At 61.0% G+C, this 16,354-nt stretch carries 13 protein-coding genes and 1 other RNA gene; 5 read left to right on the forward strand and 9 right to left on the reverse strand.

The features are described 5' to 3' along the window. Positions 1–39 precede the first annotated feature (39 nt). Positions 40–228, forward strand: a complete 189-nt coding sequence (locus MWR57_RS12830) for a hypothetical protein (protein ID WP_423125223.1) — start codon at positions 40–42, stop codon at positions 226–228. A gap of 21 nt (positions 229–249) precedes the next feature. On the opposite strand, the gene hemG is transcribed toward MWR57_RS12830, so the two are convergent. Beyond that, positions 250–1,614, reverse strand: a complete 1,365-nt coding sequence (hemG, locus tag MWR57_RS12835) for a protoporphyrinogen oxidase (protein WP_423125224.1) — start codon at positions 1,612–1,614, stop codon at positions 250–252. A gap of 233 nt (positions 1,615–1,847) precedes the next feature. Between hemG and MWR57_RS12840 the strand changes: the two genes are divergently transcribed. Then, the gene (locus MWR57_RS12840) at positions 1,848–2,525 is read left to right on the forward strand and encodes a hypothetical protein (protein ID WP_423125225.1); all 678 of its coding nucleotides are present in this window, start codon (positions 1,848–1,850) and stop codon (positions 2,523–2,525) included. A 16-nt stretch (positions 2,526–2,541) separates the two neighbouring features. Here MWR57_RS12840 and cobO read toward each other — a convergent pair whose 3' ends face one another. The 3 genes from cobO to MWR57_RS12855 form a co-directional block, all read right to left on the reverse strand. Next, positions 2,542–3,066, reverse strand: a complete 525-nt coding sequence (cobO, locus tag MWR57_RS12845; RefSeq protein WP_423125226.1) for a cob(I)yrinic acid a,c-diamide adenosyltransferase — start codon at positions 3,064–3,066, stop codon at positions 2,542–2,544. 9 nt (positions 3,067–3,075) lie between these two features. Beyond that, the gene (locus MWR57_RS12850) at positions 3,076–4,923 is read right to left on the reverse strand and encodes a M48 family metallopeptidase (RefSeq protein ID WP_423125227.1); all 1,848 of its coding nucleotides are present in this window, start codon (positions 4,921–4,923) and stop codon (positions 3,076–3,078) included. A gap of 92 nt (positions 4,924–5,015) precedes the next feature. Next, positions 5,016–5,903, reverse strand: coding sequence for a DnaJ domain-containing protein (locus MWR57_RS12855; protein ID WP_423125228.1), 888 nt, complete (start codon positions 5,901–5,903; stop codon positions 5,016–5,018). A 294-nt stretch (positions 5,904–6,197) separates the two neighbouring features. Between MWR57_RS12855 and MWR57_RS12860 the strand changes: the two genes are divergently transcribed. Then, positions 6,198–7,862 carry a glucose-6-phosphate isomerase gene (locus tag MWR57_RS12860; RefSeq protein ID WP_423125229.1) on the forward strand — a complete coding sequence of 555 codons (1,665 nt, stop codon included), beginning with the start codon at positions 6,198–6,200 and terminating at the stop codon, positions 7,860–7,862. A gap of 103 nt (positions 7,863–7,965) precedes the next feature. Then, entirely contained in the window at positions 7,966–11,226 is a 3,261-nt protein-coding gene (locus MWR57_RS12865) for a bifunctional diguanylate cyclase/phosphodiesterase (RefSeq protein ID WP_423125230.1), read from the forward strand. Between the two features lie 62 nt (positions 11,227–11,288). On the opposite strand, the gene aroA is transcribed toward MWR57_RS12865, so the two are convergent. From aroA to aroD, 3 genes are read right to left on the reverse strand one after another with little or no spacing between them, the layout of a single operon-like run. Then, positions 11,289–12,563 carry a 3-phosphoshikimate 1-carboxyvinyltransferase gene (aroA, locus tag MWR57_RS12870; protein WP_423125231.1) on the reverse strand — a complete coding sequence of 425 codons (1,275 nt, stop codon included), beginning with the start codon at positions 12,561–12,563 and terminating at the stop codon, positions 11,289–11,291. A gap of 13 nt (positions 12,564–12,576) precedes the next feature. Then, positions 12,577–13,398, reverse strand: coding sequence for a shikimate dehydrogenase (locus MWR57_RS12875; RefSeq protein ID WP_423125232.1), 822 nt, complete (start codon positions 13,396–13,398; stop codon positions 12,577–12,579). Continuing rightward, positions 13,388–14,098 carry a type I 3-dehydroquinate dehydratase gene (gene aroD / locus MWR57_RS12880; protein WP_423125233.1) on the reverse strand — a complete coding sequence of 237 codons (711 nt, stop codon included), beginning with the start codon at positions 14,096–14,098 and terminating at the stop codon, positions 13,388–13,390. The genes MWR57_RS12875 and aroD overlap by 11 nt, the downstream gene beginning before the upstream one ends. 148 nt (positions 14,099–14,246) lie before the next feature. On the opposite strand from aroD, the gene thpR reads away from it, so the two are divergent. Further along, positions 14,247–14,789, forward strand: coding sequence for an RNA 2',3'-cyclic phosphodiesterase (gene thpR / locus MWR57_RS12885; RefSeq protein WP_423125234.1), 543 nt, complete (start codon positions 14,247–14,249; stop codon positions 14,787–14,789). Here the strand turns inward: thpR and ispD are convergent. Both ispD and rnpB read right to left on the reverse strand, forming a co-directional pair. Next, positions 14,786–15,964: a 2-C-methyl-D-erythritol 4-phosphate cytidylyltransferase gene (gene ispD / locus MWR57_RS12890; protein WP_423125235.1), complete on the reverse strand. Its 1,179-nt coding sequence runs from the start codon at positions 15,962–15,964 to the stop codon at positions 14,786–14,788. The two genes, thpR and ispD, sit on opposite strands and share 4 nt — an antisense overlap. Before the next feature lie 11 nt (positions 15,965–15,975). Beyond that, positions 15,976–16,332: RNase P RNA component class A (gene rnpB, locus MWR57_RS12895), an RNA gene on the reverse strand. Between the last annotated feature and the right edge of the window lie 22 nt (positions 16,333–16,354).

The following is a 16,354-nucleotide window of genomic DNA, read 5'->3' on the forward strand; positions in this document are numbered from 1 at the left end:
CGGGGCGGGGGCCTGGGTAATCACGACAAGGGGGGGGGTATGCGAACCGTTTGCTGTGTGTGTCGCAGGGTGAAATGCAAAGGGGATTGGCTTGAGCAGATGATCGAGTCCGAGGTGCGGGTGTCCCATGGGTTCTGCCCGGAATGCTTCGACAAAACCATGGCGCAGTATTCCCGCGCCTGGTCAAGCGAACGGGGGGCCGCACAGCCCGTGCCGAAAGTATCGTAACGGGAGGTTCCTTGCCGACCCTTAAAAATAAACCGGCTTGACCTCGGGCTGTTGTCTCTTTCCGCCCACCCGGTGCAGTATCCTCTCGGCCACTGTCTTGGCCGTCTTCATCATGTCGTTCATGCCGATTCCTTCCCAGCCAAAACCGCAGAGATGCAGGCCTTCCAGGCGCTGCTCCATGGCATCCTTCCAAGCCAGCAGCGCGGGGTAGCCCATTTCCAGTTGGGGAATGCCGCTGTCGCCGCGCAGCACCCGATGGAAACAGGGGGGCTCGGGCAGGTGGATCAGTTGCCGGAGATCGTCATAGATCCGGCTGACCAGTTCTTCGTCGTCGAGTTCCAGCCGTTCCGGGTGGCGGCGGCCTCCGACCAGCCCCTCCATCAGCACTCTGCCCTGCGGGGCGCGGCCGGGAAACATATGGGTGGAAAAAAGCGCGCCCATGGCAAAGCGTTTTTCCCGCTCCGGGGCCAGATAGCCGAAACCGAAAGGCACTTGCGCCTTGTCGGTGAAGCCCAGGGCCACGGTGGCGATCCGGGCCGTGGGGATGGCGGGCACGGGCGGGGCATGGGAGGCCAGCAGCGCCAAGGCGCGGTTGACGGGCAGGGCGAGAATGACGGTGGCTGCCCGGTAGGTTCCGGTTTCGGTGTGCAGCTCCCATGCTTCACCCTGGTGGGTGACTGCCCGCACCGGGCTGTGGTAGTGGATGTTCGGCCCGGCGGCCAGGGTGGTGATGAGCTGCTCCATGCCTTGCGGAAAGCTGGTCATGGCCGGCAGCGTCGCGCCCTGTGCGCCTTTCTTTTTTCGGAGCAGCCCCTTGAGCACCGAACCGGCTTCCTTTTCCAGGGCCCGCACCCCGGGCATCACCGCATCGATGCTGATCCGCTCATAATCCCCGGCAAAGGTGCCGGTGATCGCGGCATCCACCAGGGGCAGAATCTCGGCGCCGAAGCGGTATGCCGCCCACTGGCCCACGCTCTGCTCGGCGGAGCGCGGTTTTTTGAAAAGATCGCCCAACAGGCGCAATTTTCCCAGGGGGGATAAGAGCGGGGTCGCGAGCAGGGCCTGCGGTTTCTGCGGCAACTGCACCAGCTTGCCGCCGTGGCAGACATAGCGGACAAAATTGCCCAAGGGGGCTTTCTGGGCAATGCGGTCCAGGCCGGTTTCGCTGAGCAGGGCGCGGCTGGCCGGATTGTTGTCCAAAAAGCCGTGCGGGCCCCACTCGGCCAGGTAGCCGTTTTCCTTAAAAGAGCGGACCGCGCCGCCGGGGCGCCCATCCTGTTCAAGGATGAGGATGTCCAGGTCCGGCGCGCTGGTGTGCAGGAAATGGGCGGTGCTTAAGCCGGAAAGGCCGGCGCCGACAATGAGTATTTCGTGTGTCTCAGGCATGGGTGGACATCCGGGGTGAAGGGCTCTGCGTGTGTGCGGGAAGGCTCGTTTGTCCCCTGTTGGGGCAGGTTTCCCTCTTCAGGGATAGCATTATATATGGTATAAGGACTGTACCCGATATTGTCCGGGGTCGTAATGAAAAAAAGTGCAATGGCGAGGCCGGGCCCGGTGGAAGAAAACCCGGCCTCGTCGGCAATGCGCCGTAAAAAAATCAGCTCTCGGATTCCCAACCGGTGAAGGTTCTCATCCTCTATTATTCGCTCAGCGCCCAGACCAGCGGGCTGGTGCACCGTCTCGGCGCAGGTCTTGAGGGACAGGGGGTGCATCTGGTCTGCGAGCGGCTGCAGCCCCTTGTTCCGGGCAAATTCCCCATCGGCACCGTGCCGGCTACCCTGGTCATGATGCTCCTCACCTTTCTGCGGGTCAGGATGCCCATTCAGCCGCTGTCTCCCCTCTGCTGGGAAGACTATGACCTGATCGTGCTGGCCGGGCCCACCTGGTCCTATAATCCCAGCGGCCCGGTTCTCTCCCTGCTCGACCGCGATGGGGCAAGGCTTTTTGCAGGCCGGCAGGTGCTGCCCCTGATTTCCTGCCGGGGCTACTGGCGGATGCACTGGTTGAGCCTGCGTTTTCAGCTTGCGCGGTGCGGGGCCAAGGTGGTGGGGAAGATGATCTTTGCCCATCCCAGCAAGGAGCCCTGGCGAACCATCGGGGTATTCCTCAAGCTTGCCGGCCGGGTGCCGGAACGGTCCCCATGGCTTGGCCGCTATTATCCGCGCTACGGACACAGCCGGGAGCAGCAGGAAGAGGCTTTCGCCTTTGGCGCGGCCATCGGCCAGGCCTTGCAACGCGGGGACACCCTTACGAATCTCTCCTGTATTTCCGGCCGGGCCGGGCAGGGCGGCAGATGAACGCGGCGCGCCTGCCTTAGAATTCAATCCCCTTCTGGGCTGTGATCCCCTGCTGAAAGGGATGTTTTACGGCGCGCATCTCGGTGACCAGATCCGCGTATTCCATGAGCCCCTGCGCTGCATCGCGGCCAGTGATGACCAGATGCAGCCGTTTCGGTCGCTCCCGCAGCAGGGAGATGACCTCCGCTTCCGTGAGAATGCCGAAGCCGAGCAGATAGGTCAGCTCGTCGAGTACGACCAGGTCGTATCCATCGCTCAGGATTTTTTCCCTGGCGAGTTGCCAGCCTGCCAGGGCCGCCTGTTTGACGACCTCCTTGTCCTGCTGCCAGGTAAAGCCGGTGCCGGCGAGATGCAGTTCAATCTGGCCGGGAAAGGCTGCGGTCAAGGCTTGCGCCTCGCCGGTTTTTGCCTGTGCCTTGATGAACTGAATAATGCAGACCTTCAGCCCCTGTCCCGCCGCCCGCAACGCCAGCCCGAAGGCCGCCGTGGTTTTCCCCTTGCCGTGTCCCGTGTTGATGATAACCAAACCCTGTGTCGCCATCTGTTTCCTCTAAGGAAGGTCCGAATTCCGCCCGGGTTCCGGGAAGAGGGTGGAGGATGAATATTCGGTCGTGCGGAATTTTTCCATCTGGCTGCGGTAGAAGGCCTGATGCGTTTTTGTGCGGGTCAGGGCTTCCTCTTCAATGGCCAACGCCTTTTCCCTATTGCCTGTTGCCCAGTATGCGGTGGCCAGGGTGTCGAGCACATGCGGGGTTCTGTTCGCAGCGGCTGCTTTATGGGCCAAAAACAGGGCTTTTTCCGGGTCGCGCAGCCCCGGTTCCTGGGCGGTGAGCAGGAGCCAGGCCAGATTGTTCAGCGCCTCCGTGTTGGCGGGGGAAAGGCGGAGCGCCTGCTCATAGGCGTCGCGGGCCTCGGGTTCCCGGTTGCGGCTGTAGTGAAGATCGCCCAGGACTTGGAACCAGAGGCCGTTGCCAGGCTGTTCCTGTATTTTTTGCCGGATAAGCGCCTCGGCGAATCTGGCTTTCGGGGTTTCGCCGAGAAGATCTTGGGGCATGCGCCAGGCGGCGAAACCGCCGGCCAGCAGGATTGCCGCATAGAAGACCAAGGCCAGGCGGACCTTGCGGTGATGGCGGGATATTACGGCTGGAGCGGTTTCGCAGCGGTGCAGGTAATCGATGCGCTGCCCCAGGCCGAAATGGTGCCAACTGGGCAGATCGCGGATATTGCCGCCGAGCAGGGCGATTTTTTCGAAGACCCGGATCAGAGGAGAGGCATGCCCCATGGCGCTCAAGGCATAGAGGTCTGCTTGGCGTTCAAAGTTGCGCATGAAAAAACCAAAGATGAAACGGAAGTAGACAAGCATCATGACGAAGAGGATGCCGGCGCTGGCCAGGGCCAGGATGGTTTCCGGTGCCGTGCCGGTCAGGGTGATCAACTGATAAAAAAAGTCCGAGCTGAGCAGGAGCAGGAGGAGCGGGGCGGAGCTTATCTGGGCCAGCAGGCCAAAGCCGAGAAAGAGAAAAAGATAGAGCTGGAGATGGTAGTGCTTGACATGCCCAAGCTCATGGGCCATGACGGCTTCCATCTCCTCCGGCGTCGTGGCTTCGAGCAGGGCGGGGGAGACAAGGAGATACCGGAAGCGGCCGCTGAGGCCCATGACCCCGGCGGTCAGCATGCGCCCCTCAAAAAGCGGCCAGAACAGGATGTCGGCAAACCGCAACCGCTGGCTGCGGCAGAACTCTTCGATGCGCTGTCGCGCCGGTCCGGGCGGGAGCGGGGTGCAGCCCCACAGGCGGACTATGGCCAGGGGAAGGAAAAAAACCAGGCCGAAAAGAGAGAGCAGCATCAAAACCGGTTCGCCCCAGGGTGAGGCGAGAAAGGTTCTCAGCCAGGGAAAGGGGGCGTGTTGCAGCAGGTCGAACAGGGAGGAGATGATGAGCCATGGGAGCAGAATGGCGAAATTGATTTTGAGGTTTGCCGCAACAAATGAGCGGGCGGTGAGGCTTCGGGCAAAGATCCTCTGGTAGCTGGGAAGTGCTGCCAGCCAGAGGAGGCAGAGGTAGCCGAAGAAAACCATGACCCCGGAGAGATGGCCAAGAACCGGGAGTTCTTCGGCCAGCGGCAACCGGCTCAGGTAGTAGCGCCCCTCCAGCAGGAAGATGTCCAAGGAGAGAAAAACAATGGCCAGGATGGAAAGCCTTTGTTCCACGGCAAGGTAGCGGGCCGCGCTGGTGTCGGGGGTGCGCCGGAAAAAATAACGGGCCAGTTGGTTGAACAGAACGAGCTTGGCGCAAAAGAGCAACAGGGCAACAGGCCATGGGATCTGAGGCTGTTCCGGAATCGACCCGGTGGTGAGAATCAGGATGACGACCAGGAGGTAGATGAGATTATTGTACATTGGCGTCGGTTGTGGGCTCGAGGGGTAAACGGCGAGACAAATCAGGCCGGTGGCGTGGCGCCGTCACGAGGGGATGCAGGAAAAAAAGGGCCTCAGCGCCGGAAGGCTGAGCCGTACGCCTGGCCGGAGATTCTGGCGTTGTGTTCTTGATATTGCTGGAGCAGGGCGCGCAACTCATGGGGTTCGAGGATCTGTTTTTCAAGGAAGAATTCACCGAATTTTTTCTGCAGCCGCTTCTGGTGGGAAACGAGCATCTGAAGCTGCGGCTCGGAAAGGAGGCCGAGATCCATGGCTGTCTGGCCGAATGGCTGCATGGTCGGACGATTGCGGAGGATATGGACCACATCCGTCTCGTTGAGCAGGCCGAAGCGCTGGCCGATTTCTCCCAGGCGCGGCCGTTCGGTACGTTGCCAGATGAGGGCTTGGATAATGGTCCGCCAGTTGATCAGGCCGGAATAGTAGAGAAAATGGCCGAGAAGCAGGCGGCGGTTCGGCAGGGGACCCTGGTAGAGGCTTTCCGTGTCCCAGAAGGTGGAAGGCTGGGCTGCGCTGCCCCGAAAATCGGCGTGTGTCCGGGCTCCGGCCTGGGTCTGCGGGCGGGGGCGGGAGGCGCTCTGGGTCGTTTTTGCTTGTTGGGGCCGGTGGGGCTTGGCTGGCGCCGGGCGGGGGGGCTGAGTCCGAGGCCGCGGTTGCCGGGCAGGAGGAGGGAGGCAATATCCTCTTTCCTTGGCGTCCAGAAAGGTGATCAGGTTTTCGTAGGCCTCCTGTACCGAATGAAACAGGTCGTGGCGCTGCCGCTGCTCCCGCTCATTTTCCAGACCGGCCCGGTCCGGGTGGGTTTCCATGGCCCGCTTGCGGTACGCGCTCTTGATGCCTGAGTGCTGGAGATAGTCGAGGAATTCCCGGGAAATGGTGAGCTCCGGCCCGAAAATGATTTCGCAGGAGCGAAAGAGTTCCTTTTCAGCGGCAACTGTTTCCATGGCGTGCCTCGTACTCCCTGGAGGTTAGAGTGAAAAAGGAAAATTGGACAGGCAAGGTGCATGGGGCTGGCGAAAGGCGAATTTTTTCGCCCGTTGCGCCGCGGCAAAAAAAATGTGCTGCAGTGTAAGTCTTATGCAATGATATGACCCGGTTATGATAAGATACAGTCTCAAGAGAACAGTATGTATCCTGTGCTAAGTAAGTAACATTATTATGTAGCAGATAACATCTTATTTTTTAACATTTTTTGTTCGTATATCCATGAAATTCTGGTGCGAATGGGGATTTTTTTTATGGCGCAGTCAAGGGAGAGCGGGAGTCGAGCAGAGTCTTCGCAATATTTTTCTCGTGATTTCAATACGATGGCAGCATGGGCGGAGCTTGATGTGCTTGCCAGATCGCCCTATGACCTGACCGCGCCCGGCGCCCTTTCGCCGGCAAGGATCCATGGGTACACAGCCCATGCCGCCGGGATTGACCTGTTGTATGCCACCCAGCGGGTGGATGACGCCGCGCTTTGCGCCTTGCAACGGCTTGCCGAGGAGAGCGGGGCGATCCCCCAGTTTCTGCTGATGAAAAAGGGCGCGGTGCTGAACCGGATCGAGGGGTACGCCAGCGAGGAGCGGCAGGTACTGCACACCGCCTGTCGCGACATCTTCGCGCCGGTAACTCCGGCGCCGGAGGCCTCGGCCCAGGCCAAGGCAGAGCTGGATAAGCTTGCCGATTTTCTCGCAGCCCTGGATTCTGGAGCCATTGTCAATGCGGCCGGGGAGCCATTCACCGATCTGATCCAGATTGGGATCGGCGGCTCGGACCTTGGCCCGCGGGCCTTGTATCTCGCCCTGGCCGCCTACAGGATTGCGGGCCGGAGGGTGCATTTTGTCAGCAACGTGGACCCCGATGACGCCGCCGCCACCCTGGCCGGGCTGGATCTGGCCAGAACCCTGGTGAATGTGGTGTCGAAAAGTGGCTCCACCCTCGAAACCATGACCAACGAGGAGCTGGCGCGCAAGGCCTTTGCCGAGGCGGGGCTTGAGCCAAGCCGACATTTTTTGGCGGTTACCGGCAAGGGCTCGCCCATGGACAACCCCGCCCGGTATCTCCGTTCTTTTTACATGTTCGACTCCATCGGCGGGCGGTACAGCGCCACCTCCATGGTCGGCGCGGTGATGCTCGGCTTTGGCTTGGGATACCCGCAGCTTATGGAAATCCTTCGCGGCGCCCACGCCATGGATCTGGCCGCGGAAGAGCCGGACATCCTCCGCAACCCGCCCCTGCTTCTGGCCCTGCTGGGCATCTGGAACCATAATTTCCTCGGCTGCGAAACCCTGGCCATCCTGCCGTACAGCCAGGCGTTGGTGCGGTTCACCGCCCATCTCCAGCAATGCGACATGGAAAGCAACGGCAAATCCGTAACCAGGCAGGGCAAGCCCCTTGCCTGGAAAAGCGGCCCCATCATCTGGGGGGAGCCGGGCACCAATGGTCAGCACGCCTTTTATCAACTGATCCATCAGGGAACCGCCATCGTGCCCGCCGAATTCATCGGATTTCGCCGCAGCCAGCATGGGCGCGACCTGCTCATCGAGCAGACTACCTCCCAGGAAAAACTGGTGGCAAACCTCTTGGCCCAGGCCCTTGCCCTGGCCACCGGCCAGCCCCACGAGAATCCCAACCGGAGATTTGCCGGCAACCGGCCCAGCGCCGTGCTCCTGGCCGACCGGCTGACCCCCTACACCATGGGCGCGCTCTTGGCTCTCTACGAGGCCAAGGTGGTGTTCCAGGGGTTTATCTGGAACATCAACTCCTTTGACCAGGAAGGCGTGCAATTGGGAAAAAAACTGGCAGTCCGCCTCTTGGCCCACTATGCTGGTCTGCGGCAGAATCCGGGATACAGCGGGGAGGCGACTGATGTGCTTGGCTGGGCCTTGCTCAGCGCCGCCGGGATGCTTGCCGAGTGAGAGGCGGGATGCAAAAAACTCCTCTGCGCAGAGGCGTGGCGAAAAGCGCCGGGAGGCAAGATGTCGGCCTTTTTACCATTCAACGGATTACGAGAACACACGCATGCCTTCTTTGAGACAGTGGAAAGCCACCGCGATGGTGGTGGGGACGATTTTCTGCCTGGCCGGAGTATTTTTGTTCTGGGGAATCAGAGCCCGTCATCATGACCTTGACGCAAGGATTGCCGCGGAGCAGCGGCATATACACAATCTGTTCGATCTGACAGTCAAGCACTCCTTTGCTCCGTATCGGCTGCGGATCCACAGCATCACCGTTACCCGGCCCCAGCTTATCGCCGCCCTTGCCACAGGAGACCGCGCCGCGCTGCTGGCCCAGTGTCTTCCCCTGTACGAGGTCTTGCAGCGCGAAAATCCCACCCTGGTGCAATTTCATTTTTACACGCCGGACAACCGTTCCTTCCTGCGGGTGCATCAGCCGGAACGCTACGGCGACGATCTTTCCTCCCACCCCATGGTTGTAGAAACCAACCGCCGGCACAAGCCTCTGGCCGGTTACGCAACCGGGCGCGATGGGATTTTTTACCAGATCACCCAGCCCATTTTTGATGGGGAAACCTATCTCGGCGGCGTTTCCCTGGGCTTCAAGGCGGAGCGGCTTGCGGAGCTTATGGCGCCCGGGCAAGGGGCGCAGATGGCCATGCTGTTTGACCGGGCCACCTGGAAAGGGGCGAAGCATTCGGCGCATTATCCGCTGCAGGAGCTGGGAGATCAGATCCTGCTCCAGTGCTGCGACAATGTCTTTCGGCACCTGCCCAAGGATTTTCGTTTTTCCGGCGGAAATCTCGCTCCGCAGCAAATCCAAGGGCGTTGGTATGTCTTTGATACCAGGCTGGCTCTGCCGGATTTCAAGGGAGAAACCGTCGGTCGGGTTGCCCTGGCCATTGAAGTGACCCAGTTTGTCGAGGAATTCAACGCTTTTATCGGTTTAAGCATCGTCTTGACCCTTGCGGGGGGGATTGCCGCTTTTCTGGCGCTGCATTTTACCTTTGCCGCTTCGCATCGGGAACTGAAGGCGGCGAATCAGGCCCTTTCTTCTTCCAAGGGTGAGCTTGGCAAGAGTTATTCGGAGCTGGAAAAATATCGGCAAAGTCTTGAGGAGCTCGTGGTCGAGCGGACGGTGGATCTGGCCAAGACCAATGAGGATCTCAACCAGGAGATTCTCGAACGGGGGCGCATCGAGGAAAGTCTGCGGCGCAGCGAGAAAAGCCTGGCAAGAGCCCAGAGCATCGCCAGACTCGGATACTGGGAATGGGATGTTACGAAAAACAATCTTGTCTGTTCCGAGCAGACCTACCGGTTGTTCGGGGTGGACAAGGAGAGCCGGACCTACACTTATGAAGGCTTTCTTCATTATGTCCATTCCGAGGAGCGGACTCAGGTGCAGGCGTGGCTGCAGGGTTTGCTGGCCGGAGATTCCTTCGGCAATCTGGAGTTTCGCATAATCCGCCCGGATGGCGCGGAACGGTATATGCACACCGAGGCCGAGGTCAAGCGGGACGAGCATGGCCGGGCCGTTCATCTCATGGGCATTATCCAGGATATCACCGAAGCGAAGCACGCCACCCAGCAACTGGTGCTGTCGGACAATGTCTTTGAAAACAGCATCGAGGGCATTGTGATCACCGATGCCGACGGGGTTATTCAGCGGATAAACCGGGCCTTCACGGACATTACCGGTTACGGGGCGCAGGAGGTGATCGGGCAGAATCCCAGAATCCTCAAGTCGGACCGGCACGGGGAAGGTTTTTTTGTCGAGATGTGGCGCGGATTGGTGGAAACCGGGCAGTGGCAGGGGGAGATCTGGAACCGGCGCAAGGATGGAGAGATCTATCCCGAGTGGCTGATCATTTCCTCCATCCGCGATGTCCAGGGAAATATCGTGAACTATGTCGGCGTGTTCCATGACATGACCGAAATCAAGCTGCACGAAGAGCAGTTGCGCTATCAGGCGCACCACGACGCCCTGACCGGCCTGCCCAACCGGGTGCTGTTCCACGACCGGCTCGGCGTGGCCATGGCCCATGCCCGGCGGGATGAAAACAAGGTGGCGGTCCTGTTTCTCGATCTGGACAATTTCAAGCGGATCAACGACAGCCTGGGACACACGGTTGGCGACCTGCTGCTCAAGGAGGTGGCGCTCCGGCTTGTCCGTTGTCTGCGGGAGATTGACAGCGTGGCCCGGTACGGCGGCGATGAGTTCATCATTTTATTCCAGGGAGTAGAGCAGGAAGAAGATGTGCTCCTGGCCGCGCAGAGAATCATCGAAGGGCTGGCCCCGGTGATCAGCATCCAGGGGCAGGAGTTCTATCTCACCGTCAGCCTGGGCATCGCCTTCTATCCCGAGGACGGGCAGGATCAGGACACCCTGATCAAGAACGCGGACACCGCCATGTACCGCGCCAAGGAAAGCGGCAAGAACACCTATCGGATTTTCACCCCGGCCATGAACAAGCGGGTCACCGAGTGGCTGGCCATTGAAAACAGCCTGCGCAGGGCCTTGGATCGCAAGGAGTTTTTTCTGCTTTACCAGCCCAAGGTGGATTTGAACACGGGCAGCATCGTGGGGGTAGAGGCGCTCATCCGCTGGCGTCATGGCGACGGGGAGATAATCAGCCCGGCGGATTTCATTCCCATGGCCGAAGACACCGGGCTTATCGTGGAGATCGGTGATTGGGTGCTTGGCCAGGCCTGCGCCGATCTTGGCGAGATCCTCGGCAAAGGCTACGGGATCAAGATGTCGGTGAATCTCTCCCCCCGTCAGTTCCGGCAGGACAATCTGCTGGGCAAGATCCGGGCTACCCTGTCAGCGGCCGGGATCGGGCCGGAAGGGCTGATTTTTGAGATTACCGAGGGATCGGTCATGGAAAACGAGCAGAAGGCCATTGTTCTGCTCGGCGAGCTTCGGGGAATGGGGGCGGGAATTTCCATCGATGATTTCGGCACCGGCTATTCCTCGCTCTATTACTTGAAGCAACTGCCCATCGGCGAATTGAAGATAGACCGGCGGTTTGTCCGCGACATCATGGGGCGGGGCGATAACGTGGCCATTGTCGCGGCCATCATCGCCATGGCCAAGAGCCTGAATATGCGGGTGGTGGCCGAGGGGGTGGAAACCGGGGAGCAACTGCATTTTCTCTGCCGGCACGGCTGTGATCAGATGCAGGGCTTTCTGTTCAGCAAACCGGTGGCAATGGATGTGCTGCTGGAGATGCTCGATCGTGGGGCCCAGCTTGATGTTGCCTCCTATGCCAAGAGCCCGCAGCAGTCGCTGCCCTTTGTCGCCAAGGGTGAGGCTGCTGTTTAGGCGGGGGTGCGGAAAACCGGCAACGGCAACCCTGCTGATGGGTGATCGTCGATCAGCCTGCTTTACCGGTACAGCAATTCGAACCGTTCCCAGAAATCCGGAAAGGATTTGACCACGCACCCTTCTTCCCGGATCCGGACCCCAGGCACCACCAGCCCGGCCACCGCGAAGCTCATGGCGATGCGATGGTCGTTGTAGGTGTCGATCTCCGCGCCAGAGAGGGGGCGGTTTCCCTCCCGGCCTGCGATGATCATGGCGTCCGGCCGCTCCTCCGCGGTGATGCCCAGCTTGGCCAGTTCCGTGACCATGACATGGAGGCGGTCGCATTCCTTGATCCGCAGATGGGCGATGTTTTTGATCACCGTCCGCCCCTTGGCGAAAGCGGCAACCACCGCCAGGGTCGGGACCACATCCGGGCAATCGCCCATGTCCACCTCCACCCCGCGCAACTCGCTGGAACCGGTCACGGTGATGCCCGCTCCGGTTCGCTCCACTCCGCAGCCCATCCGGGCCAGGATATCCACCAGCACCGCATCCCCCTGCAGCGATGGCGAGGGCACGTTGGCCACGGTCACCCTGCCGCCGGTCACCGCGGCGGCGGCCCAGAAGTAGGAGGCGCTGGAGGCATCGCCTTCCACCGCATAGTTCCTGGCCTGGTAACACCCCTGGGGAATGGAAAAGTGGTTGAGTTCCGGGTTTGCCGTTACTTCAATGCCGAAATCTTTCATCACGGCCAGGGTCATGGTGACATAGGGTTTGGACAAAACCTCCCCGGCCACCAGGAGTTCGGCGGGCTGCGCGGCATAGGGCGCGACCAGCAGCAGGGAGGAGAGGTATTGGCTGCTTTTGCCCTCCGGCAGCAGGGTCTTGCCGCCCTTGATCCCGTTGGCCGCGATGGCGACCGGCGGGCAGCCCGTGTTATGGACGCTGCGGATTGCAACCCCCCAGCCGGATAGCGCCTCCATCAGGGGCTTGATCGGCCGTTCATGCATGCGCTGGTCGCCGTTGATGGTAAAGGGGCCGTGCCCCAAGGCCGCCACCGAGGTGAGAAAACGGGTGGCGGTGCCGTTGTTGCCCAGGAATATTTCTTGCTCCGGCGTGGCGATGGCGCCGCCGTTGCCCTGCACCCGCCATTGATCCTGACCGGGCGTTACGCTGATGCCCATGGCCGCCAAGGCGTGGGAGGTGTATTCGGTGTCCTCGCTGGCCAGGGGGTAGTGCAGGATGCTTTCCCCGTTCGCCAGGGCCGCGGCAATGAGAGCCCGCTGGGTCAGGCTTTTTGAACCGGGCACGGTGAGGGTGGTGTTAATGGAGGCAAGGGGGCGGATTTCTTTCATGGTCTGGTAATCGTTATGGGTTGCAGCCTAAGCTGGTGAGCAGGCTCTGACGCATCACTTCCACCGGGGCCTGCAGGCCGGTCCAGAGTTCAAATTGGGCCGCGCCCTGATAGAGGAGCATGGCAAGGCCGTTGATGGTCTGGCAGCCCGTCAGTTTGGCTTCCTGCAGCAAGCGGGTTTCCAGGGGGGCATAGACGATGTCCATGACTACTTGGAAGTTGGCCAGAGCTTCTTGGGCAATGGGCAGCATGTCCTGTTGCGGGGCCATGCCCAGCGAGGTGGCGTTCACCAGGGCATCAGCCTTGCAGGTGGCGGCCTCGGCCAGGGGCAGCCAGGGGCAGCCGAGCAGCTTTGCCTGCGCTTGGCCTTTTTCCGGGGTCCGGCTGGCAATGGTGAGCGAGGCCCCGGCCTCGAGCAGACCAAAACCGATGGCCCGTGCCGAGCCGCCGGCGCCGAGGAGCAGAACCGAAGCGTTTTGAAGGCTGATCTTTTCGGAGAGCGCCCGGTTGGCCCCGAGCCAGTCGGTGTTGGCGCCGTGGATGGCGCCGTTGCTGATGACCAGGGTGTTCACCGCGCCGATTTTTTTGGCCACCGGATCAAGGGAGTCGAGATGCTCCATCACCGCCTGCTTGTGGGGGATGGTGACGCTCACCCCCTTGATGCCCAAGGCCCGCAATCCGGTCATGGCCTGGCCGACATCCTGCACCGCAAAGGGGAGGTAGACCTTGTTCAAGCCCAGGGCGGCAAAGGCGCCATTGTGCATGGCCGGGCTCAGGCTGTGGGTAACCGGGTTGCCCATGATGCCGTAGAGTTCGGTGGCGCCGTTAATGTGCATGCGCAAGTTCCGTGAAGATGCGGCGCAGGGATGAGGCGGGCAGTTGGCCGGGTGCGGTGGTCGGGCCGTTGTCCGGGGCGGCGTAAGTCATGTAGCCGCCGAGATCGGTGGTGGCCACCCTGCTGATCATGCCGGCCGGGCCCATGCAGAAGGCGATGAGGGGCAAGCCCAGCTCGGCGGCCTGTTCTTGCAGGGCAAGCACCCGGAAGACATCCTGAAAGCAGCGGGCCGTGGTGACGATCTTGCCGATGTCCGCGCCGCTCCGGCATTGCCGCTGGAAGATTTCGGACAGGGCCTGGCTGGAGGCGGTGCACTTGAAATCATGCCAGGAGACGATGGTTTTGCAGTTGTTGGCCCGGGCTGCTCCGATGAGCTCCGTGGCCAGGGTGGGATCGGCGTTGAGCTCGATATCCACATAGGCAGCCCCGGCTTCGGCACCTTTTTTGAGCAGGTTGATGCGGGCCTTTTCCTCGTCCGCACAGTTGCCGCCTTCCCAGGTGGGACGATTGGTGAACAACAGGGGTTTGCTGAGGCCATCGAGGAAAAACGGGATATCCGGTTCTGTCATGCTGTCCAGCCGGATCTCGATGACATCGGCGACTGCTTCGGAATTTTTGGCCAGAGCAAGCGTTTCTGCCGGCGTGGCTCCGGCAATGGAAACACAGAGGCGCCGCACTGCACTGGTCGTAACATTCAACATGGGGTTGCTCCATGGAAAAAGGCTGAAAAAAATTATACAATGACACACAATAAACGCATTAATAATGCACCGCAAAACTATTCCATCGCGAATCGCTTGTCAACAGGCATGAGCAGGGGCGCTTGCCTAGGGCCTTGGGAGATGCAGCATGTACCGATTGTTTGTCGCCATCGATCTGCCGTCGGATATTATCGCCCGGTTGCAGGGACTCTGCGGCGGGGTGCCCGGGGCCAGATGGGTGCAACCGGAACAGATGCACCTGACCCTGCGCTTCATCGGCGAGGTGGACGGCGGCATCTTCCAGGATATCAAGGAGGGGCTCGGGAGCATCAAGGCGCCTGCTTTTTCCTTGCAGGTCAAGGGATTGGGGTTTTTCCCGCCCCGGAAAACGCCCAGGGTGCTCTGGGCAGGGATTGCACCGGTGGAGCAGGTGAGCGGGCTGCGCAACAGGATTGAAAACCGCCTTATCGGCATGGGGCTTGAACCGGAGGGGCGCAAGTATTCCCCGCACATCACCCTGGCCAGGCTGCACGACACCCCGCTTGCCAGACTGGGCCGCTTTCTGGCCGGGAACTCCCTCTTTGCCACGGAGCCGTTTTTGGTCTCGGAGGTTCATCTCTACTCCAGCCAACTGACCGCCAAGGGCGCGTTTCACACCATCGAGGCGTCCTACTCTCTCCAGGCGGGTTAGGCGGGCTGGCTTGCCATCAACACCACGGCGTGGGCGCTGATTCCTTCCTCGCGGCCGGTGTAGCCCATCTGTTCCGTGGTGGAGGCCTTGAGGTTGATGGACTCAGGCTCCACCCGGCAGGCCTTGGCGAGGATCTTTTGCATGGCCGGGAAATGGGGGGCGAGCTTGGGGCGTTGGGCCACCACGGTGATGTCTGCGTTGACCAGACGGAAATGTCTTTCCGCGGCCAACCCGACCACATGGGTAAGCAGCTTGATGCTGGAGATGCCCTTGTACTGCGGGTCGCTGTCCGGGAAATGGCGGCCGATGTCGCCGCAGCCGCATGCGCCCAGGATGGCGTCGCACAGGGCGTGGGTGAGGACATCGGCGTCTGAATGGCCCAGGAGCCCCAGTTCGTGGGGGATTTCCATGCCGCCCAGGATCAGGGCTCTGCCCGTGACCAGCCGGTGGGCGTCAAAGCCATGGCCGATCCGCAGTTGCTGGGCTGGCTGTTGTTTCATGAGGATGGCCTCCGCCATGCGCAGATCATCCGGGCGGGTGATCTTAAGGTTGGTTTCCGAGCCTTCCACCACCACGACCGGCCAGCCGCCGTGCTCAAGAAGCGAGGCCTCGTCCGTGCCGATAAAACCGTCCTGGTCCGCCTTGGCAAAGGCCTCCTTCAAAAGACCGGTCCGGACCACCTGGGGGGTTTGCGCCTGCCAGAGTCCTTCCCGCTCCACGGTATGGCGGATGGCGGTGTCCGGAGCCACGGCCTTGAGGGTGTCCTTCACCGGTACGGCCATGATGGCACTGCCTGTGGTTGCGGCCGCAGCGAGGCAACGTTGGATGTCTTGGGGGGTGATGAGGGGCCGGGCGCCGTCGTGCACCGCCACCAGGGAGGAGTCATCCGTCACCTGGGCCAGGCCGATGCGCACCGAATCCTGGCGCAGCTTGCCTCCAATCACCACGGTGCAGCGGCCGTCAAGCTGGTATTGGGCGAGGAGGGCGCAGGTCAGCTCCCGGTGTTGGGCCGGGACCACCACGACAATGGCATTGATGGCGGGGACTTGGCAAAAGGCGCGGATGGTGTGGATCAGAATGGGGACGCCAAGCAGTTCGCTGAACTGCTTGGGGGTGGAGGTTCCCATGCGTAACCCTGCGCCGCCCGCGGCAATGATGGCTGTTGCTTTTTGCATGTGAAAATAAAAAAAGGGAGTGGGCTGTAAGCCGGATTCTGTACCCCTTTGCAGGGGCCATGATCATTTCTCTATGGATGCCGGTTGCCCGGCATCTCTTGCAACCTACCCGGAAGCTTCGGGCGGGCCGCCCTCAAACGCTTCCCTATTTGGTTTTGCTCCAGGAGGGGTTTGCCGTGCCTTGCGTGTCGCCACGCAAGCGGTGGGCTCTTACCCCACCTTTTCACCCTTACCGGTTGCCCGGCGGTTTGTTTTCTGTGGCACTTTCCTCGGGGTCGCCCCCAGTTCGCGTTACGAACCTCCTTGCCCTGCGGAGTCCGGACTTTCCTCTGGCGGCCAAAGCCGCCAGCGATCATGCGCCCACTCCCTACACTGCTACAACTGCAAGCA

It is taken from the genome of Hydrosulfovibrio ferrireducens, from assembly GCF_046883345.1.
Lineage (GTDB): Bacteria > Desulfobacterota > Desulfobulbia > Desulfobulbales > Desulfurivibrionaceae > Thiovibrio > Thiovibrio ferrireducens.

Bases quoted from the DNA above. Each gene is read 5' to 3' on its own strand.
- MWR57_RS12830 (WP_423125223.1), top strand. From the start codon at position 40: ATGCGAACCGTTTGCTGTGTGTGTCGCAGGGTGAAATGCAAAGGGGAT.
- hemG (WP_423125224.1), bottom strand. From the start codon at position 1,614: ATGCCTGAGACACACGAAATACTCATTGTCGGCGCCGGCCTTTCCGGC.
- cobO (WP_423125226.1), bottom strand. From the start codon at position 3,066: ATGGCGACACAGGGTTTGGTTATCATCAACACGGGACACGGCAAGGGG.
- MWR57_RS12850 (WP_423125227.1), bottom strand. From the start codon at position 4,923: ATGTACAATAATCTCATCTACCTCCTGGTCGTCATCCTGATTCTCACC.
- MWR57_RS12855 (WP_423125228.1), bottom strand. From the start codon at position 5,903: ATGGAAACAGTTGCCGCTGAAAAGGAACTCTTTCGCTCCTGCGAAATC.
- MWR57_RS12860 (WP_423125229.1), top strand. From the start codon at position 6,198: ATGGCGCAGTCAAGGGAGAGCGGGAGTCGAGCAGAGTCTTCGCAATAT.
- MWR57_RS12865 (WP_423125230.1), top strand. From the start codon at position 7,966: ATGCCTTCTTTGAGACAGTGGAAAGCCACCGCGATGGTGGTGGGGACG.
- aroA (WP_423125231.1), bottom strand. From the start codon at position 12,563: ATGAAAGAAATCCGCCCCCTTGCCTCCATTAACACCACCCTCACCGTG.
- MWR57_RS12875 (WP_423125232.1), bottom strand. From the start codon at position 13,398: ATGCACATTAACGGCGCCACCGAACTCTACGGCATCATGGGCAACCCG.
- aroD (WP_423125233.1), bottom strand. From the start codon at position 14,098: ATGTTGAATGTTACGACCAGTGCAGTGCGGCGCCTCTGTGTTTCCATT.
- thpR (WP_423125234.1), top strand. From the start codon at position 14,247: ATGTACCGATTGTTTGTCGCCATCGATCTGCCGTCGGATATTATCGCC.
- ispD (WP_423125235.1), bottom strand. From the start codon at position 15,964: ATGCAAAAAGCAACAGCCATCATTGCCGCGGGCGGCGCAGGGTTACGC.